A 26794-nucleotide genomic window follows, 5' to 3' on the forward strand; every position below is an offset into this window, starting at 1 on the left:
CCGGTCTTATGACAGGGCCAGATCCACGACTCTGTGCGCCGCGCGCCGTGCGGCTTCGGGATCGACCGGACCTTCGGACTGCGCGGTCTGCAGCCAGACACCGTCCATATAGCACTGCAGGGCCTGCCGCGCGGTTTCAATCTCTGCCTCGGGCAGAAGATGCCGCAGCTCGGCCAGAAAATGGCTGCGCACCCGGGTCCTGTTGATGCGGTGCAGCCGCGACAGACGCGGCGAGTAGGGCGCATTGGCCCAGAACTGCATCCACAGGCTGCATTGCGTCACGGTGAACAGATTGTCGGAAAAGTTCGCATCCATCACCGCGTATAGCCGTTCTTTCGGCGTGCGCGCAGTGGCGTAGCCTTCGACCATGGCGGTCCGCAGCTTGCGCAACAGGTGCCGCATCGTGGCTTCCATCAGCCCTTCCTTGGAGCCGAAGTAATAGTTGATCGACGCCGCCGAGGCTCCGGCTTCAGCGGCGATTTCGGCCATGGTCACAACACCATAACCGCGCTTGTGCACGGCAACGATGGTGGCTTCGATCAGCTCTTCGTTGCGGATATCTCGGATGCGTTTTCGTCCCATAACGCAGTTTTGCGTTACATGCGCGCCGGATACAAGCGATGTTATGTGGCTTCAATAACTTGTATGGCGGTACAAAAAACTGTTTGGCTTACCGGCAAGTCGTGGTAGGGCAGAACAGAACCGGGGTGCCGTGCAGATCGCGCGTGGCAGGACCCGCAGCAACAGCTGCCGTTTTCCGGATTGGCCGGAGCTCAGCACAAAATGAAACAGGAGAGGCGCATGACTGCACCCAATATTCTGATCCTGATGGTGGACCAGTTGAACGGGACGTTGTTTCCGGATGGTCCGGTGGACTGGCTGCATGCGCCCAACCTGAAGAAACTGGCGGCGCGCTCGACGCGTTTTGCCAATGCCTATACCGCTTCGCCGCTTTGTGCTCCGGGGCGGGCCAGCTTTATGTCCGGGCAATTGCCCTCGCGCACTGGCGTTTATGACAACGCCGCCGAATTCCGCAGCGATATCCCGACCTACGCGCACCACCTGCGCCGTGCGGGCTATTACACCTGCCTCAGCGGTAAGATGCATTTTGTCGGCCCTGACCAGCTGCACGGGTTCGAGGAGCGCCTGACCACGGATATCTACCCGGCCGATTTCGGCTGGACTCCGGATTACCGCAAGCCGGGCGAGCGGATCGACTGGTGGTATCACAATATGGGCTCAGTGACCGGGGCAGGCGTCGCGGAAATCTCCAACCAGATGGAATACGACGACGAGGTCGCCTATCACGCCAAGGCCAAGCTTTACGATCTGGCGCGGGGCAAGGATGACCGTCCCTGGGCGATGACGGTGTCCTTTACCCACCCGCACGACCCCTATGTCGCGCGCAAGAAATACTGGGACCTTTATGAGGATTGCGAGCATCTGCTGCCCGAGGTTCCGGCGATGGAGTATGAGGACCACGACGCCCATTCCAAGCGCATCTTTGACGCCAACGACTGGCGCAGCTTCGACATCACCGAAGAAGACATCCGCCGCTCGCGCCGTGCCTATTTCGCCAATATCTCATATCTGGATGACAAGATCGGTGAGATCCTTGAGGTGCTGGAAACCACCCGTCAGGAGGCGATCATTCTGTTCGTTTCCGATCACGGCGACATGCTGGGAGAGCGCGGACTTTGGTTCAAGATGAGCTTCTTTGAAGGCTCTTCGCGCGTGCCGCTGATGATCTCGGCCCCGGATCTGCCCGCCGGGCGTATCGATGCGCCGGTGTCGACGCTGGATGTCACCCCGACGCTGGGTGTTCTGGCCGGGGTGTCGATGGAGGAGATCGCCCCCTGGACCGACGGCGAGAACCTTGTGCCGCTGGCCAAGGGCGAAGAACGCAGTGCACCGGTGACCATCGAATACGCAGCCGAGGCGTCCTATGCGCCGCTGGTGTCGCTGCGCTATGGCAAGTGGAAGTACAACCGCTGCGCGCTCGACCCTGATCAGCTGTTTGATCTGGAGGCCGACCCGAAGGAACTGACCAATCTGGCGGATCACCCCGACCATGCGGGCACCCTGCAAACTCTGCGGGCAAAATCCGAAGCGCGCTGGAACCTGGAACAGTTCGACGCCGAGGTGCGCGCTAGCCAGGCGCGCCGCTGGATCGTCTACGAAGCGCTGCGCCAGGGCGGTTATTACCCCTGGGACTACCAGCCGCTGCAAAAGGCTTCGGAACGTTACATGCGCAACCACATGGATCTCAATGTGGTTGAGGAAAACGCCCGCTTCCCGCGCGGCGAATAACCCAATTTCAAGACTGGACAGGCCTATATCATGACCCATCCCGCAGCCCCCAAGGCCAGCCATTTCATCAATGGCGCCTATGTCGAAAACACCGCTGGGACCGCCATTCCGGTGATCTATGCGGCCACCGGCGAAGAGATCGCCACCGTGCATGCCGCGACGCCCGAGATCGTCGAAGAGGCGCTCGCTTCGGCCCAGGCGGCGCAAAAGGCCTGGGCGCAGATGACGGGTACCGAGCGCGGCCGTATCCTGCGCCGCGCCGCCGACATCATGCGCGAACGCAATCACGAGCTGTCGGTGCTGGAAACCTATGACACCGGTAAGCCCTTGCAGGAAACGCTGGTGGCGGATGCGACCTCTGGCGCAGATGCGCTGGAGTATTTTGGTGGTCTGGCTGCCAGCCTGACTGGCGAGCATATCCCGCTGGGCGAGGACTGGGTCTATACCGTGCGCGAACCCTTGGGGCTGTGCGTCGGGATCGGCGCCTGGAACTATCCCACGCAGATCGCCTGCTGGAAGGCGGCGCCGGCGCTGGCCTGTGGCAATGCCATGGTGTTCAAACCTTCCGAGACGACGACGCTTTGCGCCCTGAAGGTTGCCGAGATCCTGCACGAGGCGGGCCTACCTGCCGGGGTGTTCAACGTGGTTCAGGGCATGGGCGAAGTTGGCGGAGCCTTGGTTGCCGACCCGCGCGTCGACAAGGTGTCGCTGACCGGATCGGTACCGACTGGCAAAAAGGTCTACGCTGCCGCCGCGGCCGACATGAAGCACGTTACCATGGAGCTGGGCGGCAAGTCGCCTCTGGTCATTTTTGACGATGCCGATATTGAAAACGCGGTTGGCGGTGCGATCAACGGCAACTTCTATTCTTCCGGGCAGGTTTGCTCGAACGGCACCCGGGTCTTTGTGCAAAAGGGCATCAAGGAGAAGTTCCTCGCGCGGTTGGCCGAGCGGACCAAAGGCGCGGTTCTGGGAGATCCGCAGGACGAGGCGGTCAACTTTGGCCCCATGGTGTCAGAACGGCAGATGGAGATCGTTCTGGGTTATATCGAAAAGGGTAAGGCCGAGGGCGCGCGCCTGATCTGCGGCGGCGAACGTGTGGACCGACCCGGCTATTTCATTGCGCCGACCGTCTTTGCCGATGTGACGGACGATATGGTGATCGCGCGCGAGGAGATCTTTGGTCCGGTGATGTCGGTTCTGGATTTCGAAACCGAGGAAGAGGTGATCCAACGCGCCAACGCGACGGAATTCGGTCTCTCCGCAGGTGTCTTTACTCGTGACTTCACTCGGGCTCACCGGGTGATCGGGGCGCTGGAGGCGGGCAGCTGCTTTATCAACTCCTACAACGACGCGCCGGTCGAGGCGCCCTTTGGCGGGGTCAAGGCCAGCGGTGTGGGGCGCGAGAACTCCAAGGAAGCCATCAAACACTTCAGCCAGGTCAAATCCGTCTATGTGCGCATGGGCGATGTCGAAGCGGCCTTCTGATTGCCCTTCCGGTCAACGCCCACCCACCCGCCCCGTCGCCCGGAAGGGCAACCGGGGCAGAGGGTAGGCCAGGTTTGGACGGGTCGTTGACCGGTGACGGAGAAATGCGATGAACGCTGATTATGTGATTGTGGGCGCCGGATCTGCTGGTTGTGCGCTGGCCTACCGGCTGAGCGAGGCCGGGCACAGGGTGCTGGTGATCGAGCATGGGGGCACCGATATGGGGCCCTTTATCCAGATGCCTGCGGCGCTGTCCTATCCGATGAACATGTCGCTTTATGACTGGGGCTATAAATCCGAGCCGGAACAGCATCTGGGCGGGCGCGAATTGGTCTGCCCGCGTGGCAAGGTGATCGGAGGCTCTTCCTCGATCAACGGGATGGTCTATGTGCGCGGCCATGCCGGCGATTACAACCACTGGGCCGAAAGCGGCGCCCGGGGTTGGTCCTATGCGGATGTGCTGCCCTATTTCAAACGGATGGAAACCTGGCACGATGGGGGCCACGGCGGCGATCCCGACTGGCGCGGCACCGATGGTCCGTTGCACATCAGCCGCGGCCCGCGCGACAATCCCCTGCACGATGCCTTTGTCGAGGCTGGGCGCCAGGCCGGCTACCCGGTGACGGGCGACTATAACGGTCGGCAGCAGGAAGGCTTTGGCCCGATGGAAATGACCGTCTGGAAGGGACGGCGTTGGTCAGCGGCCAATGCCTATCTTAGGCCGGCCCTGAAGCGCGACACCTGCGATGTCATCCGCGCCCTGGCGCGCCGCATCGTGATCGAAGAGGGGCGTGCCACCGGGGTCGAGGTGGAGCGCGGCGGCAAGGTCGAGGTGATCCGGGCAAACCGGGAGGTGATCGTCTCGGCGTCCTCGCTGAACTCGCCGAAACTGCTGATGCTGTCCGGCATCGGGCCGGCGGCCCATCTGGCCGAACACGGGATTGACGTGGTGGCGGATCGTCCGGGCGTGGGGCGGAACCTTCAGGACCACCTTGAGGTCTACATGCAGATGGCCTGCAGTCAGCCGATCACACTTTACAAATACTGGAATCTCCTGGGCAAAGGACTGGTCGGGGCGCAGTGGCTGTTCACCAAGACAGGTCTGGGCGCCTCCAACCAATTCGAAAGCGCGGCTTTCATCCGCTCGGACAAGGGGGTGGAGTATCCGGATATCCAGTACCACTTCCTGCCGATGGCGGTGCGCTATGATGGACAGGCGGCCGCCGAAGGACATGGGTTCCAGGCTCACGTCGGCCCCATGCGATCACCCTCGCGCGGGAATGTCAGCCTGCGTTCCTCTGATCCCAAGGCGGCGCCGAAGATCCTGTTCAACTACATGAGCACCGAGCAGGATTGGGAGGATTTCCGCAAATGCATCCGCCTGACACGGGAGATCTTTTCGCAGGACGCCTTCAAACCTTTCGTCAAGCATGAGATCCAGCCCGGCAATGAACTGCAGAGCGACGATGAGATCGACAGTTTCATCCGCGAGCATGCCGAAAGCGCCTATCACCCCTGTGGCACTTGCAAGATGGGAGCAGAGGATGATCCGATGGCGGTTGTGGATCCCGAATGCCGCGTCATCGGCGTCGATGGCCTGCGGGTGGCGGACAGCTCGATCTTCCCGCGCATTACCAATGGCAACCTCAACGGCCCGTCGATCATGACCGGCGAAAAGGCCGCAGATCACATTCTGGGGCGCCGCCTGCCGTCTTCAAATGCCGAACCCTGGTTCCATCCGGGCTGGCAAGCCGCACAGAGGTAAGCCCCTCAATTTCTGTTTGATAAGGCCGCCCCCTGCACCACGCAGCGGGGCGGTTTTTTGTTGGATCTGATGCACCTCTTTTTAAAGCGCAGCAGAAATGTTGCTTGCGGGCCTTTGATTTGATCCCGGTCAAAGTGAGGCTTCAAACCAGCATCTAATGTCCTGTCAAACAATACAGATAAAGGAGCGAACAGATGTCCAACACGCCTCATGAACTGGCCCAGGAATTCCCCGACAAGGCGGAGCTGATCAGCCAGTTGAAACAATCCGATGCTCATTTCGCCAAGCTTGCGGATGAGTATCACGAGGTGAACCGCGCCGTACACCGTGCCGAAACCAATGTGGAGCCGGTCGAGGAGTTGGCCGAGGTTGAGATGCGCAAGAAACGTGCCGCACTCAAGGACGAAATCTGGAGCCTTCTGTCCGAAAAGGCCTGAAGCACAGAGCGTTGGTAAATAGTTCCGGGGTCCGCAATGCGGGCCCCATTTTGTGTCAGCTGACCTCGTAGGGCAGTACGCCACGCGTATCGGCATTGATGCTAAGACGGCGCTCCAGCGGTGGAACAGACCGTTGATGGCAGTCCTTGCGTTCGCAGATGCGGCAGGAAATGCCGATCGGCTCATAGGCCGAGGCGTTGTTCACATCCAGCGTATCCGCATAGATCAGCGCATCGGCATGGCGCACCTCGCAGCCCAGGGAGATGGCATAGCGCCGTACCGGAGAGCCGAAGGAGCCCCCCGGTTTGGATACGTCATGGGCCAGCGACAGGTAGCGTACCCCATCCGGGGTTTCGGCCAGCTGGCGCAGGAACCGGCCCGGCGTTTCAAAGGCCCGGTGCACGTTCCACAGTGGGCAGGCACCGCCAAAGCGGGCAAATTGCAGCCTTGTCGCAGAATGGCGTTTGGTGATGGTGCCGGCCTGATCCACTCGGACAAAGAAAAAGGGAATCCCCTTGGCGCCCGGCCGTTGCAGGGTCGATAGCCGGTGCGCGACCTGTTCGATCGAGGCGCCAAAATGGGTGGCCAGTCGCTCCAGATCGTGGCGGGTCTCCTGCGCAGCGGCGAGGAACCGGCCATAGGGCATCAGGGCGGCGCCCGCGAAATAATTGGCGAGGCCGATCTTGGCGATGGCGCGGGCTTCGCTGGTCTGGAAGCGGGCAAAATCCAGCGTCGCCTCCAGCAGGCTGTCCTGGCTGAGCAGCGCCACCTGCAGCAGCAGCTGAAATACCTGAGTAGAGGGGGCGCTGCGGTTTGAGAGCCTTAAGGTGCGGCTCTCGGCGTCGTAGCTGCGCAGCCCGGTCATATCCGTCATCTGAACCGTGATCCCGGCGTTTTCCAGCGCCGATAGCGCCGCAGCGCGCACGTCTGCCGCGCCGGCAAAGCGTTCTGCGGCCCGGTCCACCGCGTCGATGTAGTTGTCGCAATAATGGAAGAAATCGCGCACTTCCTCCCAGGGGCTGGCCTGGATGCGGGCATCCTCGCGCCCCAGCGCTTCATCAAGAGAGGCAAGCCGTTCGTGGGTCTGCCGGTAGGCCCGGTGCAGCGTCAGGAAGGCACGCGCCAGCGCCGGTGCGTTCGATGCGGTCAGGCGCAGATCGGCCAAGGGCGGGGGATCGTCGGCAAAAACCGGGTCGGCCATCGCCTCGCGCATGTCGCTGACCAGACGCTCGCTGTCACCGGTGCTCAGCTCGGTGACATCCATGCCGAACTCCTGCGCCAGCGCCAGCACCACGGTGGTCGACACCGGACGGTTGTTGTTCTCCATCTGGTTGAGATAGGGCAGGGAGACACCCAGCTTGGCGGCAAAATCCTTTTGCGTCAGCTCAAGCCGTGTCCGCATCTCGCGCAGCTTGGCTCCGGCATAAAGCTTTTGGGTGGCCATCGGGTCTACCTTTGCAAATTATCTCCACGTTCAATGTATAATTGCAAACCCGATGGGGCAAGGCGCTAGAGCTGCAGAGATTTTTCTCGCTGAATCACGAGGATGATGGCCAGAAGCCCCAGCACAGCGGTGACAAACATGATAGCAAGCAGCGGTACGGCTGTGGCGCCGGGTACCAGAACCCAGCCCGCCATCGCGCTCAGGCCTGCACCGCCGCCAATCATAATGGCACCGCTAAGGCCCGAGGCAGACCCGGCCAGGTGCGGGCGCACGGAAATCGCGCCCGCAGTGGCATTCGGGATCGCCATGCCATTGCCGAGGCCGACGCAGGTCATGAAGCCGAAGAAGGTATAAAGACTGTCCAGCCCGGCCAGCGCGATCCCCAGAGAGATAGCAACGCCGACCCCGTTGATGATACAGCCCCAGAGCACCATACGGTTGACGCCGAAGGCCATGGAAAAGCGCCCGGAAACAAAGTTCCCCAGGAAGTACCCGACTGCGGGCGCGGCAAAACAGATGCCGAGCGTCGCCGGGTCAAGGCCATAGACCTGTGTGCCGACAAAGGGCGCGCCGCCGAGGTAGGCAAAGAAGGCGCCGGAGGCCAGTCCAGAGGCCAGCGAATAACCCCAGAAGCGCGGCGAGCGGAACAGTTCGGGGTATTCCTTGAACTGCGCAAGCAGGGTCTTGCCGCTTTTCTGCGCGGTTTCCCCAAAATCGAAATAGGTCAGCGCGTAGGTGCCCAGTGCCAGCACCACCAGCAGCCAGAAGTTGGCCTGCCAGCCAAAGATCTGGTCCAGAAACCCGCCGATCGCGGGGCTGATCATCGGGACCACAGCCATGCCCATGGTGACATAGCCGATCATGCTGGCAGCCTTGTCGGTGTCGTAGATGTCACGCACTGCGGCACGGCTCAGCACCATGGTGGCGGCAATCGCAGCCTGTGCCATTCGGAAGAACAGAAAAATTTCCGCATTCGGGGCAAAGATGCAGCCGAGTGTGGCCATCAGGAACAGGATGATACTGGCAAGAATCACAGGCCTGCGGCCCATCTTGTCCGAAATCGGGCCAACCAGAATCTGCACCACCGCGTTCACCGCCAGATAAAGCGCGACGGAGAGCTGCATCAGCCGGTAGTCGACCTCAAAATATACTGCCATGCCCGGCAGGGAAGGCAGAAAGACATTCATCGCGAGGGCAGAGATGCCGGCCAGAAGGATGAGCGTACCGATATGGGGCGCCGTTCGGGGCGCCCGGGGAGAGGTGTTCATGCGCGGAGTAGTTGTCATGCTAAGGGGTTAGTGCAGCAGCGACAAATTGTCTATTGGTGATATTACACACCCCCTGTGCGCGGGCGGGGCCATCAATGTGCCCCCGCGCCGAATGGCGATGCCGTCAGATCAGAATATCGTCGCTGAGATCGGCCAGCGTAATGCCGTTAACTAACAGGGCGTCGGCGCCAAAGTCGAACAAAACGCCTTTGTCCGTGTCACTTGCCGCGGCAAGGAGGGTGGCCTGATCGCCGTGGCCAGTGATCTCAAGGCTATCCAAATCATCGGCAAAATCTCTGATCGTGTCGTTGCCGAAGCTGTTGTTGAACACGAACTTGTCATCCCCGCGACCGCCGAACAGCCTGTCATTGCCGGACTGACCGTTCAGGATGTCGTTGCCGCCGTTGCCTTTCAGCGTATCGTTGCCATTGCCGCCGAACAGCCGGTCCCGGTGTCCGCCTCCGCTCAGGAAATCCTTGCTGTTGCCGCCGCGAAGAACGTCCCGTCCGGCGTTGCCTTCCAGATCATCGCGCCCACCCTGGCCAAACAGGCGATCCCGGCTGGCGCCGCCTTCGAGCTGGTCGCTGCCTCTTTGGCCAAAGATCGTGTCCTTGCCGCCGCCGCCCAGAAGGGTGTTGTTGCCGCCATTGCCAGTAATGCGGTCACCGCCAAGCCCGCCGGTGGCGTTCTCGATCGCGCTGCCAAAGGTGATCACCACGTCGCTTTCGGCATCAAAGCTGGAGAAGCTGCCCGCGCGCAAGTCAAAGACAACGCCATCCGCCCGGCCATTCGCATCAAGGGTGTCCTCTCCGCCGCTGTCCCAGATCGCATCAACGGTATTGGTGCGCGATCCGGTGTAGCGGGTGTCGCCGGTGTTGTAGTCGGCTGAGCCCCAGATGTCCTGCAGCGCCAGGACGTCGAACAGCATCATCGCATCGCTGTCCTGGCCGTTGATCGGGTTGGTAGTGTAGGACATGATGGAATAAAGGTTGCTGTCGTATTCCTCCGGCAGGTTGGCGTCCGGGTCGAATGTGTGCCGCAGGCCCATCGCGTGGCCCAGTTCGTGCAGCAGCAGATTCATTGCATCGGCCGAGGACAGATCGCGGGTCTCGTCAAAGACCACGAAGCCGTCCCATTCCGTGATGGTGGTGCCAGAATAGCTGACACCGTAACCGCCATAGCCCGAGGTATTGCCAGAGAGCGTGACCGCCCCGACGTTGATGTTCGGATCGCTCTCACCGCTGACCTCGACAAAGTCAACGTTCAGAAACGTTTCGATATGCGCCAGCGCGGCTTCGAAGTTTGCCTTCTCGGCGGCGGTGAAATCCCGCCAACCGCTGTAAGTCTCGTCATCCGGTAGGTCACCAGGCTGCTGCGTTCCGGCATATTGATAGGTAATCTCGAGCCGTGGTGCTGAGCTCAGGTTCAGAGGATCACTCTCGTAAAAGCGTTTGAATTGCAGGGCCTGGATGATTTCCGCTTTACTCAGCATCTGGTAATGCTCCTCACTGGTTGCTGGGATACGCTGCCGGTGATGAAAAGCCTACTGTGCAGCCGGTGCTGGGGAAAGAGGCGGCAGAGGCTGATGCAGAAGATGCGGCCGTAATCTGCCGACGATTTTGCAGAGTATGCAAATTTACACATGGCGTATGCAAACAGTTTGCAAATTTGCGACAAAGGGCTTTGGCCCAGACGACCCCCGGGCTATGGTCCCCCGGAAATCTAAAGGGGACCTGTGCCATGAAAGATATCCTTTCCGAGCTGGAAGAGCGCCGCGACACCGCGCGGCTGGGCGGTGGGCAAAAGCGGATCGATGCGCAGCATGGACGCGGCAAGCTGACAGCGCGCGAACGGATTGATCTGTTGCTGGACGAAGGCAGCTTTGAAGAGTTCGACATGTTCGTCGCGCATCGCTGCACCGACTTTGGTATGGAAAAACAAAAGCCTGCCGGCGACGGTGTTGTTACTGGCTGGGGCACCATCAATGGCCGTATGGTCTATGTTTTCAGCCAGGACTTTACCGTCTTTGGCGGCTCGCTCAGCGAAACCCACGCGCAGAAAATCTGCAAGATCATGGACATGGCCGTGCAAAACGGCGCGCCGGTGATCGGCATCAACGACTCGGGTGGGGCCCGCATTCAAGAAGGCGTTGCCTCGCTCGCCGGTTATGCCGAGGTGTTCCAGCGCAATATCATGGCCTCGGGCGTGGTGCCGCAGATCTCGGTTATCATGGGCCCCTGCGCGGGCGGCGCGGTCTATTCGCCTGCCATGACCGACTTCATCTTCATGGTCAAAGACAGCTCCTACATGTTCGTGACCGGCCCCGACGTGGTGAAAACCGTTACCAATGAGGTCGTCACCGCCGAGGAGCTGGGCGGTGCCTCGACCCACACCAAGAAATCCTCGGTTGCCGATGGCGCCTTTGAAAACGATGTCGAAGCACTGGCCGAAGTGCGCCGCCTGGTCGATTTCCTGCCGCTCAACAACCGCGAAAAGCCGCCGGTGCGCCCCTTCTTTGATGAGCCGGGCCGGATCGAGGAGAGTCTCGATACCCTGATCCCGGAAAACCCGAACACGCCTTACGACATGAAGGAGCTCATCACCAAGGTCGCGGACGAAGGTGATTTCTACGAGATCCAGGAAGATTTCGCCAAGAACATCATCACAGGGTTTATTCGCCTCGAAGGGCAGACCGTGGGTGTTGTCGCCAACCAGCCAATGGTTCTGGCCGGTTGCCTCGACATCGACTCCAGCCGCAAGGCAGCGCGTTTCGTGCGCTTCTGCGATTGTTTCGAAATCCCGATCCTGACGCTGGTCGACGTGCCGGGCTTCCTGCCGGGCACCACGCAGGAGTATGGCGGCGTCATCAAGCACGGTGCCAAGCTGCTGTTTGCCTATGGTGAAGCCACGGTTCCAAAAGTGACCGTCATCACCCGCAAGGCCTATGGCGGTGCCTATGACGTGATGGCCTCCAAGCACCTGCGCGGCGATTTCAACTACGCTTGGCCCACGGCCGAGATCGCTGTGATGGGCGCCAAGGGCGCGACCGAAATCATTCACCGCGCCGATCTGGGTGACGCAGACAAGATCGCGGCTCATACCAAGGATTACGAAGACCGCTTCGCCAACCCTTTTGTCGCGGCCGAGCGCGGCTTCATCGACGAGGTGATCATGCCGCAATCCACCCGCAAGCGGGTCAGCCGGGCCTTCGCGAGCCTTCGTAACAAGAAGCTCGAGAACCCGTGGAAGAAACACGACAACATCCCGTTGTGAGTTGGTAATGGCAGATCAGAGCGACATTGATTGTGTGACCTTCGGTCCGGGCCGTATTCCCTTGGAGCATCTTGAATTCTTTGAGGTGTCCAATGGCCGTGAAACGCGAGAAGTCATGCTTGCAGTGTTTCGCTCTGATCTCGGCAGTGAGCTGAACTCCCGCGAGCCATCGTCTGGAGAAATTGCCTCGATACGCGAAACTGTTTCATTGATGGCACGGCTTGCCGCCACAACAAGCGCTGGTCTGCCAGATGATTACTTTGTTGAGCTCGCAGAGGGAGTGGAGGCGAATTACGTGACCATTCCGCCTGCGCGGCGCGCCGTTTTTGGCCTTGATAATGAAAACTGGCAAACCGGACAGTTGATGCGGATTGAGGTTTCTGAATGACGCGCAACTCCTGGCATATCGCCCGAACCAGTGACACGCTGACACTGTCGCGGTGTCTACCTGCGCGGTTCGACCTCGCTGTGGAGACCATGCTGCCCGATGGAGATTCCTTGCGGCTGGCGCATCAGATCCGGCAGGATATGTGGCGGGCGTTGCAGGACGTGCGGGGGTTCTCTCCGGTGGTTCGGGTGGCGCAGACCGCCGAGGGCGTCAGGGTGACGGCTGGCGGTCGCGTTCTGGGGCTGGTGTCTCCGGTGCTGGCCGAGCGGATTGAAGCTGTGCTGGAAAATCCGGCAAACCGCGGGCGCTGGCTGCGCCATGCGGCGCGCGGGCAGGGGGCGGATCTGTGACTTTCCTGATGTGCGCCCTTTCCGGTGGTCCTGCACGAGTGGTGGGAGAGGCAGCAATCCAAAGCTCTGCATATGCGTGTACGGAGTTTCTGCGGCGCCAAAGAATGCCGCTTGGGCAAATCATTTTGCACAAATTTGTAACAACGTTTGACACAGAGGGCGAATCGGCTCCATGATCCGCCTCATCGGCATAAGGACAGCGCGCGCCGCGTGCGCAGCGCCTGCAGCCCCGGCAGGAGGAGCCCATCGTTTTTGGGGTCGGGGCTGCGGATATTTTGTGGCCGTCGTTTCTGGTTTCCTGAATATGCTCGCAGCGTCTGCCGCTTCGGCAGGTGAGGCCGGAGTGGCGCCGATTTCTGTACCGTCTGGTCAGCCGGTCACCCTGTCTGAAGTGCTGCTGGATCGTGATCCTGGTGCACTGTGGCTGCGCTTGCGTTTCGTGGCGCCGCAGATTTCCCGCAATGGCGGCACAGCCACCCATGATCAGGCGATGGCGGATATGGATCACCTGTGCCAGGAGCTGGCGCTCTCCTATATGCAGGAACACGCGCTGCAGCCGGAACGTATCGTCATCTCATTTGCCGATCGCGCTGTGCCATTTGGTGCGCAGGATCCCGCCGCCACCCAGTATTTCGAAGCCTATCGTCCGAGTGGCGACACCTGCATCTGGGAGGGTTTCTGATGTATCTACAAGATCTTGCGACCCCCGGCTGCGGCGCACCTTTGCCTGCGGCTTTGCGATCACAAAGCTACCGCTCCGCGTGTTTTCGATGTGAAAAGACCTGTCATTCGGCTATGATGCGGCTGGGCGGCGCAAATGCCGTCCGCATATTGAGGTCGAACCCTGCAGAGGTACTTCCCTCGGCGGGTTTCAGGACAATAATCAGGAGACAGAAATGTCCAAGAGCATCAAGCTTTTCACGCTGGCAGGTTTGCTGGCGACCGTCGCTGCATGCGGCTCAAAAGAAGAAGAATTTGTCGTGGTTGAGCCCGAGCCCATCTCGGTCGAACCGACCTATACCGGCAAATACAAGTAACATCGTCAGGGGTCCGGCCCTGTGGCCGGCCCCAGTCGCCGCGCGGGGTGCCGGACTGGAGGCATCACCATGCTGAAACACCGCGGGTTTCCCGGCCGTCTTCCGGGTACCGATTTCCAGTTCACCATTCGTCGTCCAAATCCCAAGGGAGTCACGCCGATCACTCAACGTGAGCGGTTCCGCGACCGGCGTCCGCCGGACCGCAGGGCCGATGCGGCCTTTATGCGGGCGCTGTGGGAGAATTTTGGCGACCAGCCTTTCGAACGGGGCAACCTTGATGCCGGGCGGCTGAGCTGGCTGTTCGGGCGCGAAGTCGTGGCCGCCGAAGATCCCTTTGATCCCGAAGATTACGAGGCACTGCTTGTCATCGATGTGGACGTCGCGCGCCTGTCCTTCCCTGAAGCCTTTGACGGGACCGCAGACTGATGGCTCTGGCGGGCTACCATATCGCGGCGCTGCGCGAATGCGCGGCAGGCCCGGTGACTGGTGGTCCGTCCGCCCGCATGTTTGGCGGCCAATGCCGGGATTCTGTGCGCTGCGTCGGCGTGAATTCGCACATGGGGCGCGCCTTTCAGCGGGAAGCTGCGCAGTCAGTGGCGTTGCAGAACACCGGGCTTTCCACCCCTGCCAATAGCTGCATTCTGGATGTGACAGTACGGAATGCTCGCGCTGTCACGCATCTGTTCCAGTCCCTTGACTTGGATGGGCAGGACCGCGCCCCCATCCGCGGCCTGCCTCTTTTTTTGCGGCGCAACATTTGCCTGTTCCTTGAGTGCATCCAGTGCGCGGAACCCCGCCACAGGCTGCGGGAAAGCGGGCGGTCCATCGCTCATTCCGGCACCCAGAGGCCCCGCGCGTTGCGGCTCGTTGGGCGTCCTGCAATCTTCTCTGGCCAGATAAATTCGGTCAGAAAAGGAAAACGGCAATGCAGGCAACACGGATACTCTCGCTCCTGGCCCTGTGCGGCGGATTGGCGGCCTGTGGGCAGTCAACCGGCGAGCAGGTCGTCTATGGCGCCAGCGCAGGCGCGCTCGGCTCGCTTTTGCTCGACGGCAACCCGGTCACCGGCGCCGCTGTCGGCACAGCTGCAAATCTCATCTACTGCAAGGAAAACCCTGGCAAATGCTGATCGCATTGCCGCGGCCCTTGCCCTGACATTCCGGCCCCTTGAGGCCGGTTCAACCACCGCGCAGATGCCGCGCCCGGGTGCGTCCCGGGGGCGGCGTTCTGCATTCCGGCTCAAAAGAGAACAAGGGACTGCCAATGTTTGATAAGATCCTGATCGCCAACCGGGGCGAGATCGCCTGCCGCGTCATCAAGACGGCGCGCAAAATGGGCATCAAGACCGTTGCCATCTATTCTGATGCGGACAAGCAGGCGCTGCATGTTCAGATGGCGGATGAGGCCGTGCACATCGGCCCGCCGCCCGCGAACCAGTCCTATATCGTGATCGACAAGGTCATGGACGCCATCCGTCAGAGCGGCGCCCAAGCGGTGCATCCGGGTTATGGCTTCCTGTCGGAGAACTCCAAATTCGCCGAGGCGCTGGCCGCCGAGGGCGTGGCCTTTGTCGGCCCTCCGGTGGGCGCCATCGAAAGCATGGGTGACAAGATCACCTCCAAGAAGATTGCTCAGGAGGCAAACGTCAGCACGGTTCCCGGCTACATGGGCCTCATAGAGGACGCCGATGAGGCGGTGAAGATCTCGAACGAGATCGGCTACCCGGTGATGATCAAGGCCTCTGCCGGCGGCGGCGGCAAGGGGATGCGGATCGCCTGGAACGACGAAGAGGCCCGCGAAGGCTTCCAGTCCTCCAAGAACGAGGCGGCGAACTCTTTTGGCGATGACCGGATCTTTATCGAGAAATTCGTCACACAGCCGCGCCACATCGAAATTCAGGTACTTTGCGACACCCACGGCAACGGCATCTACCTCGGCGAGCGCGAATGCTCGATCCAGCGCCGCAACCAGAAAGTCGTCGAAGAAGCGCCGTCGCCTTTCCTTGATGAAGCCACCCGCAAGGCGATGGGTGAGCAGGCAGTCGCCCTGGCCAAGGCGGTGGGCTATGCCTCTGCCGGTACGGTGGAATTCATCGTTGATGGCGACAAGAACTTCTATTTCCTGGAAATGAACACCCGCCTGCAGGTGGAACACCCCGTGACCGAGCTGATCACTGGCGTTGACCTGGTGGAGCAGATGATCCGTGTCGCCGGTGGTGAGCCGCTGAGCATTACTCAGGAGGATGTGAAACTGACCGGCTGGGCGATTGAAAACCGCCTTTATGCCGAAGATCCCTATCGCAACTTCCTGCCCTCCATCGGTCGTCTGACCCGTTATCGTCCCCCGGCAGAGCAAGCCTCTGGCCCGCTGCTGGAAAACGGCAAATGGCAGGGCGAAGCGCCCGAAGGTCCCGTCGCAGTGCGCAATGACACCGGCGTCTACGAGGGTGGCGAGATCTCGATGTATTACGATCCGATGATCGCTAAGCTTTGCACCTGGGCGCCGACCCGTGAGGCAGCGATTGCCGCCATGCGTGATGCGCTGGACGGGTTCGAGGTTGAGGGCATCGGTCACAACCTGCCGTTCCTGTCGGCTGTGATGGATCATCCGAAATTCGTTAGCGGCGACATGACCACTGCCTTTATCGCCGAAGAGTACCCGGACGGGTTTGAAGGCGTCGAACTGCCCGAGGCAGAGCTGCGCCGCATCGCAGCTGCCACCGCAGCCATGCACCGCGTCGCCGAAATCCGCCGCACTCGTGTGTCGGGCCGTATGGACAACCACGAACGCAAGGTGGGAACCGATTGGGTTGTGACGCTTCAGGGCCAGTCCCTCGATGTGACAATCGAGGCAGATCCCTCCGGCTCTACCGTGCGCTTTGCCGACGGGGAAACGGTCCGGGTGGCTTCGGACTGGACGCCGGGTGATCAGCTGGCGCGGGTTTCGACGGATGACAGCGGGCTGGTTCTGAAGGTTGGCAAGATCTCTGGCGGCTTCCGCATCCGCAGCCGCGGCGCCGATCTGAAGGTGCATGTGCGCACGCCGCGTCAGGCGGAACTCGCGCGCCTGATGCCCGAGAAGCTGCCGCCGGACACCTCCAAGATGCTGCTCTGCCCGATGCCTGGCCTGATCGTCAAAGTCGATGTCGAGGTTGGTCAGGAAGTGCAGGAAGGCCAGCCGCTTTGCACCGTTGAAGCGATGAAAATGGAAAACATCCTGCGCGCCGAACGCAAGGGGATTGTGTCCAAGGTCAACGCAAGCGCCGGTGACAGCCTCGCCGTGGACGATGTCATCATGGAGTTCGAATAAGGTGCAGCAGGGGGCAGCCATACTTGCCGGAGGGTTTGCGGGGCGATCTGCCGCGCGAGCCCGCCTGCGAGGCCGGACAGGGCATCGCCCTGAGGCCGGGGCTGCCCTTTTTTATGCCGGGTATGACAACCCATGCACGAATTCTTCAGAATTGGCTGGCAGATTAATCCGGACGGGGCGATGGGCCCGCGACCGCTCCTGCATGGTGGGGGTGGTTTCGTGCCGCGTCCAGCCCGCACGCGAGAGGTATCAAGGGTTTCCGGAGGCGCCACATGATCCGCATTGCTGTCAGTCTGCTGTCGGGCCTTTTGGTGCTGGCGGCCTGTGCGCTGGACAAGGAAGAGGAAGTGCGCGCTCAGATCGCGCCCTGGGTCAAGCTGGGCGAGACATATTTCTTCGAATCCTCAAGCAGTTGCACTGCGGCGGTCTTCTACATCGAAAGCCCGCGTATCAGCTCGTTGGTGTCCCGGGCACGGTCGATGGCGACGGGCATGAATATGCTCTCGGCAGGCAAACCGGTCTATTTCGATGTTCGGGGCAAAACACCCAACGCGCTGACCGAGGAAATCATGTCCCGCGATCTGCCGCAGGGGATCAGCGTGCTGAACTCCGGTTTGGCTGGGGCACACTGCATGACCGAACTGGTCAAGGGCGTCTACTATCAGGCCATCATGAACCCGACTTCGCAGCTGATTTTCGTGCCGGATGGCGATGCGATGATCGTGCTCGACCGGCAGGCCGGGGCGCTGATCTACGTGCGCGGCAGCGGCTGACGCCTCAGCTGCCGCGGCGTTCTTCGACCTCGCGCAGGCGCGATGGGAATTTGTCGATGGTCCGGGTCAGCTCCCGCACTGTCCAGGGATGCGGTTTTCGCAGTTTCACACCGCCGTCTTTGCCCACCAACACCAGCATAAAGCCGCGCGGGCGCAGTTTCTTGCGCAGGTCGGACCGCGCGCTTGGATCGGTGTCGGTCAGAACAACCACGTCCCGGTCCAGCAAATCCGCCGCACGTTTTGCCAGCCGTTCCATCTGGTCGTGGAATCGCGGATCCTCGGGGCTGTCGGCAAAGACCACAACGGGCCGTTTGTGCCACAGGAAATCGCTCAGATCGCCTTTGTACTCCGGTTCGATCCACCCTGTGGTATCGGCGGTGGTTGCTTCCTCGGCGCTGGCGCCGGCTGCAATGGTGGCGCAGGGAAGAAAAGCTGTCAGAACAAGGGCTAGGATTGGTTTCATGATCTCTCCTGTTGCTGTCAATATATGCCGCGCCGGTGCGAATGCGATGGCCGAATGTGTCCGAGCCGAAAAAAATTCAGAGGACATTAACCGCTTTGAGAGGGTGAAGAGGGCATGATCCGTCCGTCTCCCTCTGATGGTCCGCAAAAACGGACCCCGTCCAAAGGACTGGAAAAGCGATGCAAGTAATTGTTCATGTCGGTGCTCATCGGTGCGCCACCACCTCGTTTCAGGATTATCTGCGGTTCAATGCCGCCACGCTGGCCGAACAGCGGCTGGAGGTCTGGGGCCCGGATCTGACCCGGGACGGGCTGTTTCACGGCATTCAACCAACCCCGTCCGTGGGCAGCGCTGCGGCGGCGTCTAAACGGGCGCGTGGGCGGCTTCGGATGCGTCTGGACCAGAGCCGCGATGCGGGTACCGAGCAGTTGCTGATCAGCGACGAGAACATGATCGGCAGCGTGCGGGAAAACCTGCGACTTGCCGGGCTCTACTGCGGGATCGGAGAGCGTCTGGCGCGCTTCAACGAAGCCTTTGATGGCAGGGTGTCGGTGCTGGCGGTGAACCTGCGCAGCCTCGAAGCTTACTGGACCTCAGCGCTGACCTATGCAGTTGCGCGTGGCCATCGGGTGCCTGCCGCGGGGCAGTTGAACCGGCTGCTGGAAAACACCCGCAGCTGGCGTGATGTGCTGACCGACATGGCCTGCAGTATGCCGGATACTGAAATCCGGGTGCTGCCCTTTGAAACCTTTGGGGGCCGTCCCGAGTTGCAGCTGGAGCTGCTGACCGGGTGCAAGGCGCCACGCGAAAACGCCCGCATGCGCCATGCGGCGTCCCCGCGACTGGAAGAACTGCGCGGCATGATCCCAACCTCGGCCGCCCGGAGCCTGCCCGAAGGAGAGGGTCGCTGGCGCCCCCTGGACGAGGTGCAAAGCGCGGTGCTGCGCGAGCGTTACGCTGATGACCTCATGTGGCTGGCCTCGGGCGCCGATGGCCTGGCCCGTATAATGTATGACCCGGAAAAACAGGTGGCGGGACAAAACCCGCTCCGTACCGACTTGACGAGAGGAAGACCCCATGACGAAGACAGACGATTGGCGGGCTCTGGCTGAAAAAGAGCTGCGTGGCCGCCCGCTTGAGGACCTGACCTGGCAGACGCTCGAAGGGATCGACGTCAAGCCGCTTTATACCGAGGAAGACACCAAGGCGCTGCCCCATATGGGCACGCTTCCAGGGTTCGGCCCGTTCACGCGCGGCGTGAAGGCGACCATGTATGCGGGCCGCCCCTGGACTATCCGGCAATACGCCGGATTCTCTACCGCCGAAGAAAGTAACGCATTCTACCGCCGTAACCTGGCTGCCGGCCAGCAGGGCGTCTCGGTTGCCTTCGACCTGGCGACGCACCGCGGTTATGACAGCGACCACCCCCGCGTGGTGGGCGATGTCGGTAAGGCCGGCGTTGCCATCGACAGTGTCGAGGACATGAAGATCCTCTTTGACGGTATCCCGCTCGACAAGGTCTCGGTGTCGATGACCATGAACGGCGCGGTGATCCCGATCCTGGCGAATTTCATCGTCGCAGGTGAAGAGCAGGGCCACGACAAGAGCTTGCTGGCGGGCACCATTCAGAACGACATTCTGAAAGAGTTCATGGTGCGCAACACCTATATCTATCCGCCCGAACCGTCGATGCGGATCATTTCGGACATCATCGAATATACGTCGAACGAGATGCCGAAATTCAACTCCATCTCGATCTCCGGCTACCACATGCAGGAGGCCGGCGCGAACCTGGTGCAGGAACTGGCCTATACGCTGGCTGATGGGCGCGAATACGTGCGCGCCGCGATCGAGGCCGGCATGGACGTGGACAAGTTCGCAGGCCGTCTGTCCTTCTTCTTTGCCATCGGCATGAACTTCTTCATGGAGATCTCTAAACTCCGGGCCGCGCGTACCCTGTGGCACCGGGTGATGACCGACTTTGGCGCCAAGAACGATCGTTCCAAGATGCTGCGCACCCACTGCCAGACCTCGGGCGTCAGCTTGCAAGAGCAGGATCCCTATAACAACGTGATCCGCACCGCCTATGAAGCGATGTCGGCTGTCCTCGGCGGCACCCAGTCGCTGCACACCAACGCGCTGGACGAAGCGATTGCCCTGCCGACGGATTTCTCGGCCCGTATCGCCCGAAACACCCAGTTGGTGCTGCAGGAAGAAACCGGTGTCACCAATGTGGTCGACCCGCTAGCCGGTTCTTACTACGTGGAAAGCCTGACGAATGAGCTGATCGACAAGGCCTGGGCCCTGATGGAAGAGGTCGAGGAGATGGGCGGCATGACCAAGGCGGTCGCCTCTGGCATGCCCAAGCTGCGCATCGAAGAAAGCGCTGCCCGTCGCCAGGCGATGATCGACCGCGGCGAAGAGGTGATCGTCGGCGTCAACAAGTACCGCAAGGAAAAAGAAGACCCGATCGACATTCTGGATGTGGATAACGTCAAGGTCCGCGAAAGCCAGATCGCGCGGCTGGAAAAGATCCGCGCCACCCGCGACGATGCGGCCTGCACGGCTGCCTTGGATGAAGTCACCCGCGTGGCCAAGGAAGGTGGCAACCTTCTGGCCGCCGCAGTCGAAGCTGCCCGCGCCCGGGCTTCGGTCGGAGAGATCAGCATGGCGATGGAAAAGGAATTCGGCCGTCACAGCGCCGAGGTGAAAACTCTGGCCGGTGTCTATGGCGCCGCTTACGAAGGCGACGAAGGTTTTGCCGCGATCCAGAAATCGATCGATGAATTCGCTGCAGATGAAGGACGCCGTCCGCGTCTTCTGGTGGTGAAAATGGGGCAGGACGGTCACGACCGCGGCGCCAAGGTGATCGCGACCGCCTTTGCTGATATCGGTTTTGACGTCGACGTAGGCCCGCTGTTCCAGACCCCGGATGAGGCCGCACAGGATGCCATCGACAACGATGTGCATGTGGTCGGGATCTCCAGCCAGGCCGCAGGTCACAAGACGCTGGCACCGCAGCTGGTTCAGGCGCTGAAAGAGCAAGGCGCCGAGGATATCATCGTGATCTGCGGCGGTGTTATTCCGCAGCAGGACTATCAGTTCCTCTATGACAATGGCGTCAAGGCGATCTTCGGCCCCGGTACCAATATCCCCGAGGCGGCGCAGGATATCCTGAAACTGATCCGCGAGGCGCGCAGCTGATCCCTGCGATCCGCGCGTTGGCGCAAGCCTGAAAAAGAGACACCCGGTGCCCCGTGGCGCCGGGTTTTCTGTTGCAGCCGCCTTCCCCTCGTCAGGATCAGCGGTGCGTCCGGTTCTCCCATACTGAATAACCGCCCACGCCAAAATCCGCATCTGGCGCCTCATCCAGCATATGCAACATCTCGATGGAATGGCCGTCCGGATCCTTGAAATAGACAGAGACCGCGGGCATCCAGCCTAGAACTGCAGGCTCATCCGCCGGTGCGCCATTAAATCCAAGCGGTGTGATACCCTGGGTGGGCAGGCGCTCAAAGGACTGAAGTACCGCCTCTTTCGTGGCGCGAAACGCAAAATGCAGTTGCATGCTCAGCGGAGCGCTACCCGCGCCCCAAAGCCCCAGCATCCCGGTTTCTTTTGGTCCGGCCCAGAGAAACGCGACATTGCGCTCCGGCAGCCGCCGGGCCAGCGGCAACCCCAACTGGCCGCAATAAAACGCCAGCGACTGGTCCAGATCCCGCACCGGCAGGTGGGTTTCATAGATGCCAAGGATATGTTGAGCGGCCCATTGTTCCGGGGGCAGTTGGTCGTGCATGATCTTCTCCGGTTCCGGCGGGGCGCGCCCCGCGGGTCTTTGCTGTATGTCATGATGCGCGTTTCTACGCGGCGCGAGGCCGGGCAGGGCGCCAGATGATTCCAAGCCTAATTTCTGAAGTTGACTTTAGATCAAGCTGAAATCGGCCCCCCCAGTCAGACCCGCGATGTTGCTATGCGCCCTTCGGCTCAGGTGGCGGGTTTCCTTCCGCTGTGAATTTGCTAGGGTCCGCGCGAAAGACAACGACACAAATCAGTCGCAACAGGGGCTTAGCCATGGAACTGGATCACATTGCCGTCGCCGGTGAAACGCTTGCGGAGGCCACGGCCCATGTCGAAGCCGCGCTTGGCGTGCCGCTTCAGACAGGCGGGCAGCACCCGGTATTCGGCACGCACAACCGGCTTTTGGGGCTGGCCGACGGGCTTTATCTGGAGGCCATCGCCATTGATCCCGAAGCAACGCCGGAACGCAGCCCGCGCTGGTTCGATCTCGATAGTTTCTCCGGGATGCCGCGCCTGACCAACTGGATCTGCCGCGCAACCGGCCTGCCGGAATTGCTGGAGCGGATGCCCGATGGGGCCGGGACCCCGGTGCCGCTGACCCGAGGCGATCTGGTCTGGGATATGGCAGTGCCCGCCGATGGCAAGCTGCCTTTTGACAATCTGTTTCCGGCGCTCATCGAATGGCACAGCGCCCATCCCGCGCCCCGGCTGGAGCAGCAGGGCTGCGCGTTGCGGCGCCTTGTGATCGCGCATCCCGATGCGGCCGATCTTGAAGCGCTTTTGCCGCTCAACGACGGTCGGTTGGTGTTTGAAACCGGACCTGCCGCCATGGAGGCAGAATTCGACACGCCGCACGGTATTCGTCTGCTGCGTTAAAAAACCACCTGTTTCCGGTGCCTGTGGTCCTGACAGGTCGCGCAAACCGCATTAGGCTTTTCTTATGTCTCTTTGGAGCCGCATATCTGATGCGCTGGGCGCGCTGGCCAAGGGTGAAAGCCTGGCGGATGTTTTTGATCGCCTGCGGGCGCCACCTGAACGTACCGTGGGTTTTGCCATCGCGGTGATCGCGCTGGGGGCCAAGATGGCTAAGGCGGACGGGCAGGTCACCCGGGACGAGGTGACTGCCTTTCGCGAGGTGTTCCAGATCGCCCGCGATGACGAGGCAGGCGCGGCGCGGGTGTTCAACATGGCGCGCACCGATGTGGCGGGCTATCAGGACTATGCGGCGCGTATCCAGCGCATGTTTGCCAATGATCCGGCGACCCTTTGCGATCTGATGGAAGGGCTGTTTCACATCGCGCTGGCAGATGGGTTCTATCATCCCGGCGAGAATGAGTTTCTGGAAGAGGTTAGCCGCATCTTCGGTCAGACTCCGCAACAGTTCACCGCCCTGCGCGCGCGGTTTGTGACCGATGCGCCAAAGGATCCCTACACGGTGCTGGGGGTGTCGGCGGATATGCCGATTGATGAAATCCGCAAGCACTGGCGCAAGCTGGTGCGGGAAACCCATCCCGATGCGATGCTGGCTCGGGGCGTCCCCGAAGAGGCGGTGCGTCTGGCGGAAAAGCGGATGATCGACATCAACCGCGCCTGGGACGAGATCAACGGATGCGGGGCACATGCGGCTGGTCACCTATAATATCGAGTGGTTTTCACACCTCTTCGACAAGAATGACCAGCTTATTCTGGACAATAAGCCCTCGGGGCGGCACGGGGTGGATCGCTATACCCAAGGGGTATCGCTGGCGCATGTGTTCCAGACCCTCGATGCCGATGCGGTGATGGTGATCGAGGCGCCCAATACCGGGCGGCGGCAGCGGACCGTGCGCGCTCTTGGCGCTTTTGCCGCCGAAGCGGGGCTGCGCGCCAATGAGGTGATCAGCGGCTTTGCCACCGATACCCATCAGGAAATCGCCCTGATGTACGATCCTGCGGTGCTGAGCGCCGAACACGATGCCCGGAGCAGCAAGGAAGCGCCGCGTTTCGATACCCGTTTCGAGCTGGACCTCGACACCGATTCCATCCCGGAACATGTGAGGTTTTCAAAGCCCCCGCTGGAGCTGAGTGTCACGACAGCCGGGGGGAAGACCCTGCGGATGATCGGCGCGCATCTGAAATCCAAGGCGCCCTATGGGGTGAAGGGGCATGACGCCATCATCCAGCGCGCCATTGAGAACCGGCGCACGCAGTTGGCACAGGCGATTTGGCTGCACCGGCGCATTGCCGATCATATCGCGGCAGGGGATGATCTGATCCTGATGGGCGATCTGAACGATGGTCCGGGTCTGGATGAATACGAGCGCCTTTTCGGGCAATCCTCGGTTGAGATTATCATGGGGCAGGATCTGACCGACCCCCATGCCGAAAGCCTGAAAAAGCCCCGGCCAGGCATCGTGCCCAGCACCGCGCGGTTTTATGATGAGGAAAAGAAACGGTTCTTCCGGGCGTGCCTTGACTATGTGATGATTTCACAAAGCCTGACGGCCTATAATCCTCGCTGGCGGATCTGGCACCCGTTCGAGGACGCTGATTGCTATGCCGATGAGGTCCTACGCGAGGCGCTGCTCATGGCCTCGGATCATTTCCCTGTCAGCCTCGATATCGATCTGACTTAAAATCATCGCACAGGAAGCTTATATTGGACCCATGAAACGGTTTTTACATGTAAGTGCCGCCTGCTTGCTGTGCCTGTCCGCCCCTGTGGCGGCGCAGGAGCGCGAAGAGAACGGCAAAGGTTTGATGGAAAAGGGCGCCGAGCTGTTCTGGGAAGGGCTGCGCAAGGAGATGGCCCCGGCGCTGGAAGATCTGGAAGGGCTTGCCGCGGAAATCGGCCCCTCCATGCGGGAATTTCTGTCCGAGATGGGACCGGCGCTGGCGGCGATTGCGGCCGAGGTCGAGGATTGGAGCAGCTACGAGCTACCGGAAATCCTGCCCAATGGCGATATCATCATCCGCAAGAAGCCAGAGGCGCCCTCTCCTGAAGAGAAGAACGACGTTCCGGAGAACGGGATTACGGATCTCTAAGGGGCGCAAGCCGTAGGGTGACGCGCGCCTTTGTTATCCGTTGATCCAATCGGTCTATCCAGGCGACCGGGTTAGCCAACAATTTTGACGGTCAGCTCTGCCTCCAGCGTGTCGCAGAGCGATTTCAGGCGGGCCTCGGCGACCTCACCATAGAGGGCTTCGGAGGCTTTCGGCAGTTCCAGCGTGAGGTGCTTCTTGCGCGGTTGCCATTTCAGCTTGCCGATGTCGCCGTTTTCGCTGACCATCAGCATGGCACCAAACCGCATCGCCTTGCCCAGGATTTCCGCCTCTTTCTGCCCTTTTTCATCCAGAAGATCGTATAGATACTCAAAGGCGGTGCCCTGCCGTTTGTTGCGGTAGCGATGCAGCAGCGCCAGGCCGAGGAACACACGTTCGGAATGTTTCAGCCCGCCGAGGTTGGCGCGGGTGGCATTGTCGAAACAGACCTCGGCGCGGTAATCCGGGTGGGCGCGCCAGCTGACATCATGCAGCAGGCTAGCAGCCTTGATCAGGCGTTTTTTGGTGTGCGGCCCATTGCTGAACAGCGGGATGACAAAATCATAGAGCGTCTTGCCAAAGCCGGGAATGCGGGCGTCCTTGGCCTCGGCAAAACGGCTGGCTTCGACCAGCGGATCGCGTTCGCGCAGGCGCTGGGGCATCTGTTCGTAGAGCAGCCCTTCGCGGATGCCATAGCTTGAGACGGCGATATCCTTGGGCTTGAAGGTCTTGACCAGTCGGGACAGCACATCGATCGCATAGGGCACCAAGGACATCCGCGCGTTGGAGATGCCGGTTTCGGCGCGCAGTTCCTCGATGTCGCGTTTCTCGATATATTTCAGGGTGGCGCGCACGTCCTTGGCGCTCATCCGGTATTCGTGCAGAACCTTCAGCGGATACCCGCGCCGGGCCATGTCGATGCGGGCGATGGCGCGCCAGCTGCCGCCGACCAGGAACAGACGGTCGGTCTGCTTGCCCATTTCCTCGCGCAGTTCCGCCATGACCTCGGCGATATGAGCCTTGCGCCCCCGGCGCCCGCCCTTGATGTCCCGCAGTTTCAGCGGGCCAAGAGAGGAGGTGACGCGTTTGCCGACCTCGCCGTCGTGGATTTCCGCCAGCTCCATCGAGGAGCCGCCGATATCGCAGACCAGGCCATAAGAGCCGGGCCAGCCCAACAACACGCCCTGTGCGGACAGGCGCGCCTCTTCCTGACCGTCGATCACCCAGATCTTCAGCCCAGTTTCGCGAAGTACATCGGCGCAGAACTCAGGGCCATCCTCGGCATCGCGCACGGCAGCTGTGGCGACCACCGACAGGGGGGGCAATCCCATCCCATCGGCAAGGTGTTGGAACCGGCGCAGCGCGGCCAACGCGCGTTTGCGTCCCTCGGGGTTCAGGCGCCCGGTTTCCGAGAGGCCAGCCCCCAGGGCGCACATGATCTTCTCGTTGTAGAAATAGGCCGGGCTGCGGGCCGCGCCGTCAAAGACGACCAGACGCACGGAGTTTGATCCGACATCCACCACCCCGACCCGGGACAGCGCCCTTGAATCGGGATCATCGAACAGCGGGCGGCCAAAGGGCCCCCAGTCGGCGGTGGCGTCGGGGGTGGCAGGATCCTCGGTCACGGGTGTCGGCGCTCCGTCTTGGGTCTCGAATCTAGGATGGTTTAG

Annotated in this window: 27 protein-coding genes; 19 read left to right on the top strand and 8 right to left on the bottom strand. The window is 61.2% G+C overall.

What is annotated here, in order from left to right:
- Nucleotides 1–6: 6 nt before the first annotated feature.
- A complete protein-coding gene (gene betI, locus SM766_RS04215) occupies nt 7–582 on the bottom strand; it encodes a choline-binding transcriptional repressor BetI (RefSeq protein WP_065270764.1) in 576 nt (191 codons plus the stop codon).
- A gap of 219 nt (nt 583–801) precedes the next feature.
- Here betI and betC point away from each other — a divergent pair, with 219 nt between their 5' ends.
- The 4 genes from betC to SM766_RS04235 all read left to right on the top strand — a co-directional run bounded on the left by betC (nt 802) and on the right by SM766_RS04235 (nt 6000).
- Nucleotides 802–2310 carry a choline-sulfatase gene (gene betC, locus SM766_RS04220; RefSeq protein ID WP_274832501.1) on the top strand — a complete coding sequence of 503 codons (1509 nt, stop codon included), beginning with the start codon at nt 802–804 and terminating at the stop codon, nt 2308–2310.
- A gap of 30 nt (nt 2311–2340) precedes the next feature.
- Nucleotides 2341–3798 (top strand): betaine-aldehyde dehydrogenase, encoded by a 1458-nt coding sequence (betB, locus tag SM766_RS04225; protein WP_368947029.1) that lies wholly within the window; start codon nt 2341–2343, stop codon nt 3796–3798.
- Nucleotides 3799–3907: 109 nt separating this feature from the next.
- The gene (betA, locus tag SM766_RS04230) at nt 3908–5563 is read left to right on the top strand and encodes a choline dehydrogenase (RefSeq protein ID WP_368947030.1); all 1656 of its coding nucleotides are present in this window, start codon (nt 3908–3910) and stop codon (nt 5561–5563) included.
- Between the two features lie 194 nt (nt 5564–5757).
- Nucleotides 5758–6000, top strand: coding sequence for an HP1242/YdcH family protein (locus SM766_RS04235; protein WP_274828360.1), 243 nt, complete (start codon nt 5758–5760; stop codon nt 5998–6000).
- A 55-nt stretch (nt 6001–6055) separates the two neighbouring features.
- Here the strand turns inward: SM766_RS04235 and SM766_RS04240 are convergent, their stop codons facing one another.
- From SM766_RS04240 to SM766_RS04250, 3 genes are all read right to left on the bottom strand, one after another.
- Nucleotides 6056–7444: a helix-turn-helix domain-containing protein gene (locus SM766_RS04240; RefSeq protein WP_368947031.1), complete on the bottom strand. Its 1389-nt coding sequence runs from the start codon at nt 7442–7444 to the stop codon at nt 6056–6058.
- Between the two features lie 65 nt (nt 7445–7509).
- On the bottom strand, nt 7510–8712 hold the full coding sequence (locus SM766_RS04245; protein WP_368947032.1) for a multidrug effflux MFS transporter: 1203 nt from the start codon (nt 8710–8712) through the stop codon (nt 7510–7512).
- A 124-nt stretch (nt 8713–8836) separates the two neighbouring features.
- On the bottom strand, nt 8837–10204 hold the full coding sequence (locus SM766_RS04250; RefSeq protein WP_368947033.1) for a M10 family metallopeptidase C-terminal domain-containing protein: 1368 nt from the start codon (nt 10202–10204) through the stop codon (nt 8837–8839).
- A 248-nt stretch (nt 10205–10452) separates the two neighbouring features.
- Between SM766_RS04250 and SM766_RS04255 the strand changes: the two genes are divergently transcribed.
- From SM766_RS04255 to SM766_RS04280, 6 genes are all read left to right on the top strand, one after another.
- A complete protein-coding gene (locus SM766_RS04255; protein WP_274828364.1) occupies nt 10453–11985 on the top strand; it encodes an acyl-CoA carboxylase subunit beta in 1533 nt (510 codons plus the stop codon).
- Nucleotides 11986–11992: 7 nt separating this feature from the next.
- Entirely contained in the window at nt 11993–12373 is a 381-nt protein-coding gene (locus SM766_RS04260; protein ID WP_368947034.1) for a hypothetical protein, read from the top strand.
- Nucleotides 12370–12723 (top strand): hypothetical protein, encoded by a 354-nt coding sequence (locus SM766_RS04265; protein WP_368947035.1) that lies wholly within the window; start codon nt 12370–12372, stop codon nt 12721–12723. The genes SM766_RS04260 and SM766_RS04265 overlap by 4 nt, the downstream gene beginning before the upstream one ends.
- Before the next feature lie 304 nt (nt 12724–13027).
- Nucleotides 13028–13405, top strand: a complete 378-nt coding sequence (locus SM766_RS04270) for a DUF6497 family protein (protein ID WP_274835474.1) — start codon at nt 13028–13030, stop codon at nt 13403–13405.
- A gap of 214 nt (nt 13406–13619) precedes the next feature.
- Complete coding sequence (locus SM766_RS04275) at nt 13620–13760, top strand: hypothetical protein (RefSeq protein WP_165832697.1); 141 nt, start codon at nt 13620–13622, stop codon at nt 13758–13760.
- 69 nt (nt 13761–13829) lie between these two features.
- Nucleotides 13830–14186 carry a hypothetical protein gene (locus SM766_RS04280; protein WP_274828367.1) on the top strand — a complete coding sequence of 119 codons (357 nt, stop codon included), beginning with the start codon at nt 13830–13832 and terminating at the stop codon, nt 14184–14186.
- 164 nt (nt 14187–14350) lie between these two features.
- On the opposite strand, the gene SM766_RS04285 is transcribed toward SM766_RS04280, so the two are convergent.
- Nucleotides 14351–14593: a hypothetical protein gene (locus SM766_RS04285; protein WP_274828368.1), complete on the bottom strand. Its 243-nt coding sequence runs from the start codon at nt 14591–14593 to the stop codon at nt 14351–14353.
- A 92-nt stretch (nt 14594–14685) separates the two neighbouring features.
- On the opposite strand from SM766_RS04285, the gene SM766_RS04290 reads away from it, so the two are divergent.
- From SM766_RS04290 to SM766_RS04300, 3 genes are all read left to right on the top strand, one after another.
- A complete protein-coding gene (locus tag SM766_RS04290; RefSeq protein ID WP_065270752.1) occupies nt 14686–14889 on the top strand; it encodes a hypothetical protein in 204 nt (67 codons plus the stop codon).
- Between the two features lie 134 nt (nt 14890–15023).
- Nucleotides 15024–17069, top strand: coding sequence for an acetyl-CoA carboxylase biotin carboxylase subunit (locus tag SM766_RS04295; protein ID WP_368947036.1), 2046 nt, complete (start codon nt 15024–15026; stop codon nt 17067–17069).
- Between the two features lie 272 nt (nt 17070–17341).
- On the top strand, nt 17342–17842 hold the full coding sequence (locus SM766_RS04300) for a hypothetical protein (protein ID WP_065270750.1): 501 nt from the start codon (nt 17342–17344) through the stop codon (nt 17840–17842).
- Between the two features lie 4 nt (nt 17843–17846).
- Here SM766_RS04300 and SM766_RS04305 read toward each other — a convergent pair whose 3' ends face one another.
- Nucleotides 17847–18305 (bottom strand): DUF4174 domain-containing protein, encoded by a 459-nt coding sequence (locus SM766_RS04305; RefSeq protein ID WP_065270749.1) that lies wholly within the window; start codon nt 18303–18305, stop codon nt 17847–17849.
- A 179-nt stretch (nt 18306–18484) separates the two neighbouring features.
- Here SM766_RS04305 and SM766_RS04310 point away from each other — a divergent pair, with 179 nt between their 5' ends.
- Together SM766_RS04310 and scpA are read left to right on the top strand one after the other, a co-directional pair.
- On the top strand, nt 18485–19417 hold the full coding sequence (locus SM766_RS04310; protein WP_368947037.1) for a hypothetical protein: 933 nt from the start codon (nt 18485–18487) through the stop codon (nt 19415–19417).
- Nucleotides 19383–21509 (top strand): methylmalonyl-CoA mutase, encoded by a 2127-nt coding sequence (gene scpA, locus SM766_RS04315; protein ID WP_065270747.1) that lies wholly within the window; start codon nt 19383–19385, stop codon nt 21507–21509. Before SM766_RS04310 ends, scpA begins: the two co-directional genes overlap by 35 nt.
- 97 nt (nt 21510–21606) lie before the next feature.
- On the opposite strand, the gene SM766_RS04320 is transcribed toward scpA, so the two are convergent.
- Nucleotides 21607–22101 carry a VOC family protein gene (locus SM766_RS04320; RefSeq protein ID WP_368947038.1) on the bottom strand — a complete coding sequence of 165 codons (495 nt, stop codon included), beginning with the start codon at nt 22099–22101 and terminating at the stop codon, nt 21607–21609.
- Nucleotides 22102–22376: 275 nt separating this feature from the next.
- On the opposite strand from SM766_RS04320, the gene SM766_RS04325 reads away from it, so the two are divergent.
- The 4 genes from SM766_RS04325 to SM766_RS04340 all read left to right on the top strand — a co-directional run bounded on the left by SM766_RS04325 (nt 22377) and on the right by SM766_RS04340 (nt 25127).
- Complete coding sequence (locus SM766_RS04325; protein ID WP_368947039.1) at nt 22377–22979, top strand: VOC family protein; 603 nt, start codon at nt 22377–22379, stop codon at nt 22977–22979.
- Nucleotides 22980–23043: 64 nt separating this feature from the next.
- Nucleotides 23044–23742 carry a molecular chaperone DjiA gene (locus tag SM766_RS04330; RefSeq protein ID WP_274828372.1) on the top strand — a complete coding sequence of 233 codons (699 nt, stop codon included), beginning with the start codon at nt 23044–23046 and terminating at the stop codon, nt 23740–23742.
- Nucleotides 23723–24718 carry an endonuclease/exonuclease/phosphatase family protein gene (locus tag SM766_RS04335; protein WP_368947040.1) on the top strand — a complete coding sequence of 332 codons (996 nt, stop codon included), beginning with the start codon at nt 23723–23725 and terminating at the stop codon, nt 24716–24718. Before SM766_RS04330 ends, SM766_RS04335 begins: the two co-directional genes overlap by 20 nt.
- 31 nt (nt 24719–24749) lie before the next feature.
- Nucleotides 24750–25127: a hypothetical protein gene (locus SM766_RS04340; protein ID WP_368947041.1), complete on the top strand. Its 378-nt coding sequence runs from the start codon at nt 24750–24752 to the stop codon at nt 25125–25127.
- Nucleotides 25128–25198: 71 nt separating this feature from the next.
- On the opposite strand, the gene SM766_RS04345 is transcribed toward SM766_RS04340, so the two are convergent.
- Nucleotides 25199–26749 carry a Ppx/GppA family phosphatase gene (locus SM766_RS04345; RefSeq protein WP_274840522.1) on the bottom strand — a complete coding sequence of 517 codons (1551 nt, stop codon included), beginning with the start codon at nt 26747–26749 and terminating at the stop codon, nt 25199–25201.
- Nucleotides 26750–26794 lie beyond the last annotated feature (45 nt).

It is taken from the genome of Pseudophaeobacter sp. A-200-2 (genome assembly GCF_041008815.1).
GTDB classification, from domain to species: domain Bacteria; phylum Pseudomonadota; class Alphaproteobacteria; order Rhodobacterales; family Rhodobacteraceae; genus Phycobacter; species Phycobacter gallaeciensis_A.

Excerpts from the sequence above, each read along its gene's own strand:
- SM766_RS04330 (WP_274828372.1), top strand. The coding sequence starts at position 23,044 with ATGTCTCTTTGGAGCCGCATATCTGATGCGCTGGGCGCGCTGGCCAAG.
- SM766_RS04235 (WP_274828360.1), top strand. The coding sequence starts at position 5,758 with ATGTCCAACACGCCTCATGAACTGGCCCAGGAATTCCCCGACAAGGCG.
- SM766_RS04255 (WP_274828364.1), top strand. The coding sequence starts at position 10,453 with ATGAAAGATATCCTTTCCGAGCTGGAAGAGCGCCGCGACACCGCGCGG.
- SM766_RS04270 (WP_274835474.1), top strand. The coding sequence starts at position 13,028 with ATGCTCGCAGCGTCTGCCGCTTCGGCAGGTGAGGCCGGAGTGGCGCCG.
- SM766_RS04245 (WP_368947032.1), bottom strand. The coding sequence starts at position 8,712 with ATGAACACCTCTCCCCGGGCGCCCCGAACGGCGCCCCATATCGGTACG.
- SM766_RS04260 (WP_368947034.1), top strand. The coding sequence starts at position 11,993 with ATGGCAGATCAGAGCGACATTGATTGTGTGACCTTCGGTCCGGGCCGT.
- SM766_RS04285 (WP_274828368.1), bottom strand. The coding sequence starts at position 14,593 with ATGAGCGATGGACCGCCCGCTTTCCCGCAGCCTGTGGCGGGGTTCCGC.
- betC (WP_274832501.1), top strand. The coding sequence starts at position 802 with ATGACTGCACCCAATATTCTGATCCTGATGGTGGACCAGTTGAACGGG.
- SM766_RS04290 (WP_065270752.1), top strand. The coding sequence starts at position 14,686 with ATGCAGGCAACACGGATACTCTCGCTCCTGGCCCTGTGCGGCGGATTG.
- SM766_RS04335 (WP_368947040.1), top strand. The coding sequence starts at position 23,723 with ATGCGGCTGGTCACCTATAATATCGAGTGGTTTTCACACCTCTTCGAC.
- scpA (WP_065270747.1), top strand. The coding sequence starts at position 19,383 with ATGACGAAGACAGACGATTGGCGGGCTCTGGCTGAAAAAGAGCTGCGT.
- SM766_RS04265 (WP_368947035.1), top strand. The coding sequence starts at position 12,370 with ATGACGCGCAACTCCTGGCATATCGCCCGAACCAGTGACACGCTGACA.
- betB (WP_368947029.1), top strand. The coding sequence starts at position 2,341 with ATGACCCATCCCGCAGCCCCCAAGGCCAGCCATTTCATCAATGGCGCC.
- SM766_RS04310 (WP_368947037.1), top strand. The coding sequence starts at position 18,485 with ATGCAAGTAATTGTTCATGTCGGTGCTCATCGGTGCGCCACCACCTCG.
- SM766_RS04300 (WP_065270750.1), top strand. The coding sequence starts at position 17,342 with ATGATCCGCATTGCTGTCAGTCTGCTGTCGGGCCTTTTGGTGCTGGCG.
- SM766_RS04320 (WP_368947038.1), bottom strand. The coding sequence starts at position 22,101 with ATGCACGACCAACTGCCCCCGGAACAATGGGCCGCTCAACATATCCTT.
- betI (WP_065270764.1), bottom strand. The coding sequence starts at position 582 with ATGGGACGAAAACGCATCCGAGATATCCGCAACGAAGAGCTGATCGAA.
- SM766_RS04250 (WP_368947033.1), bottom strand. The coding sequence starts at position 10,204 with ATGCTGAGTAAAGCGGAAATCATCCAGGCCCTGCAATTCAAACGCTTT.
- betA (WP_368947030.1), top strand. The coding sequence starts at position 3,908 with ATGAACGCTGATTATGTGATTGTGGGCGCCGGATCTGCTGGTTGTGCG.
- SM766_RS04240 (WP_368947031.1), bottom strand. The coding sequence starts at position 7,444 with ATGGCCACCCAAAAGCTTTATGCCGGAGCCAAGCTGCGCGAGATGCGG.
- SM766_RS04275 (WP_165832697.1), top strand. The coding sequence starts at position 13,620 with ATGTCCAAGAGCATCAAGCTTTTCACGCTGGCAGGTTTGCTGGCGACC.
- SM766_RS04305 (WP_065270749.1), bottom strand. The coding sequence starts at position 18,305 with ATGAAACCAATCCTAGCCCTTGTTCTGACAGCTTTTCTTCCCTGCGCC.
- SM766_RS04280 (WP_274828367.1), top strand. The coding sequence starts at position 13,830 with ATGCTGAAACACCGCGGGTTTCCCGGCCGTCTTCCGGGTACCGATTTC.
- SM766_RS04340 (WP_368947041.1), top strand. The coding sequence starts at position 24,750 with ATGAAACGGTTTTTACATGTAAGTGCCGCCTGCTTGCTGTGCCTGTCC.
- SM766_RS04295 (WP_368947036.1), top strand. The coding sequence starts at position 15,024 with ATGTTTGATAAGATCCTGATCGCCAACCGGGGCGAGATCGCCTGCCGC.
- SM766_RS04325 (WP_368947039.1), top strand. The coding sequence starts at position 22,377 with ATGGAACTGGATCACATTGCCGTCGCCGGTGAAACGCTTGCGGAGGCC.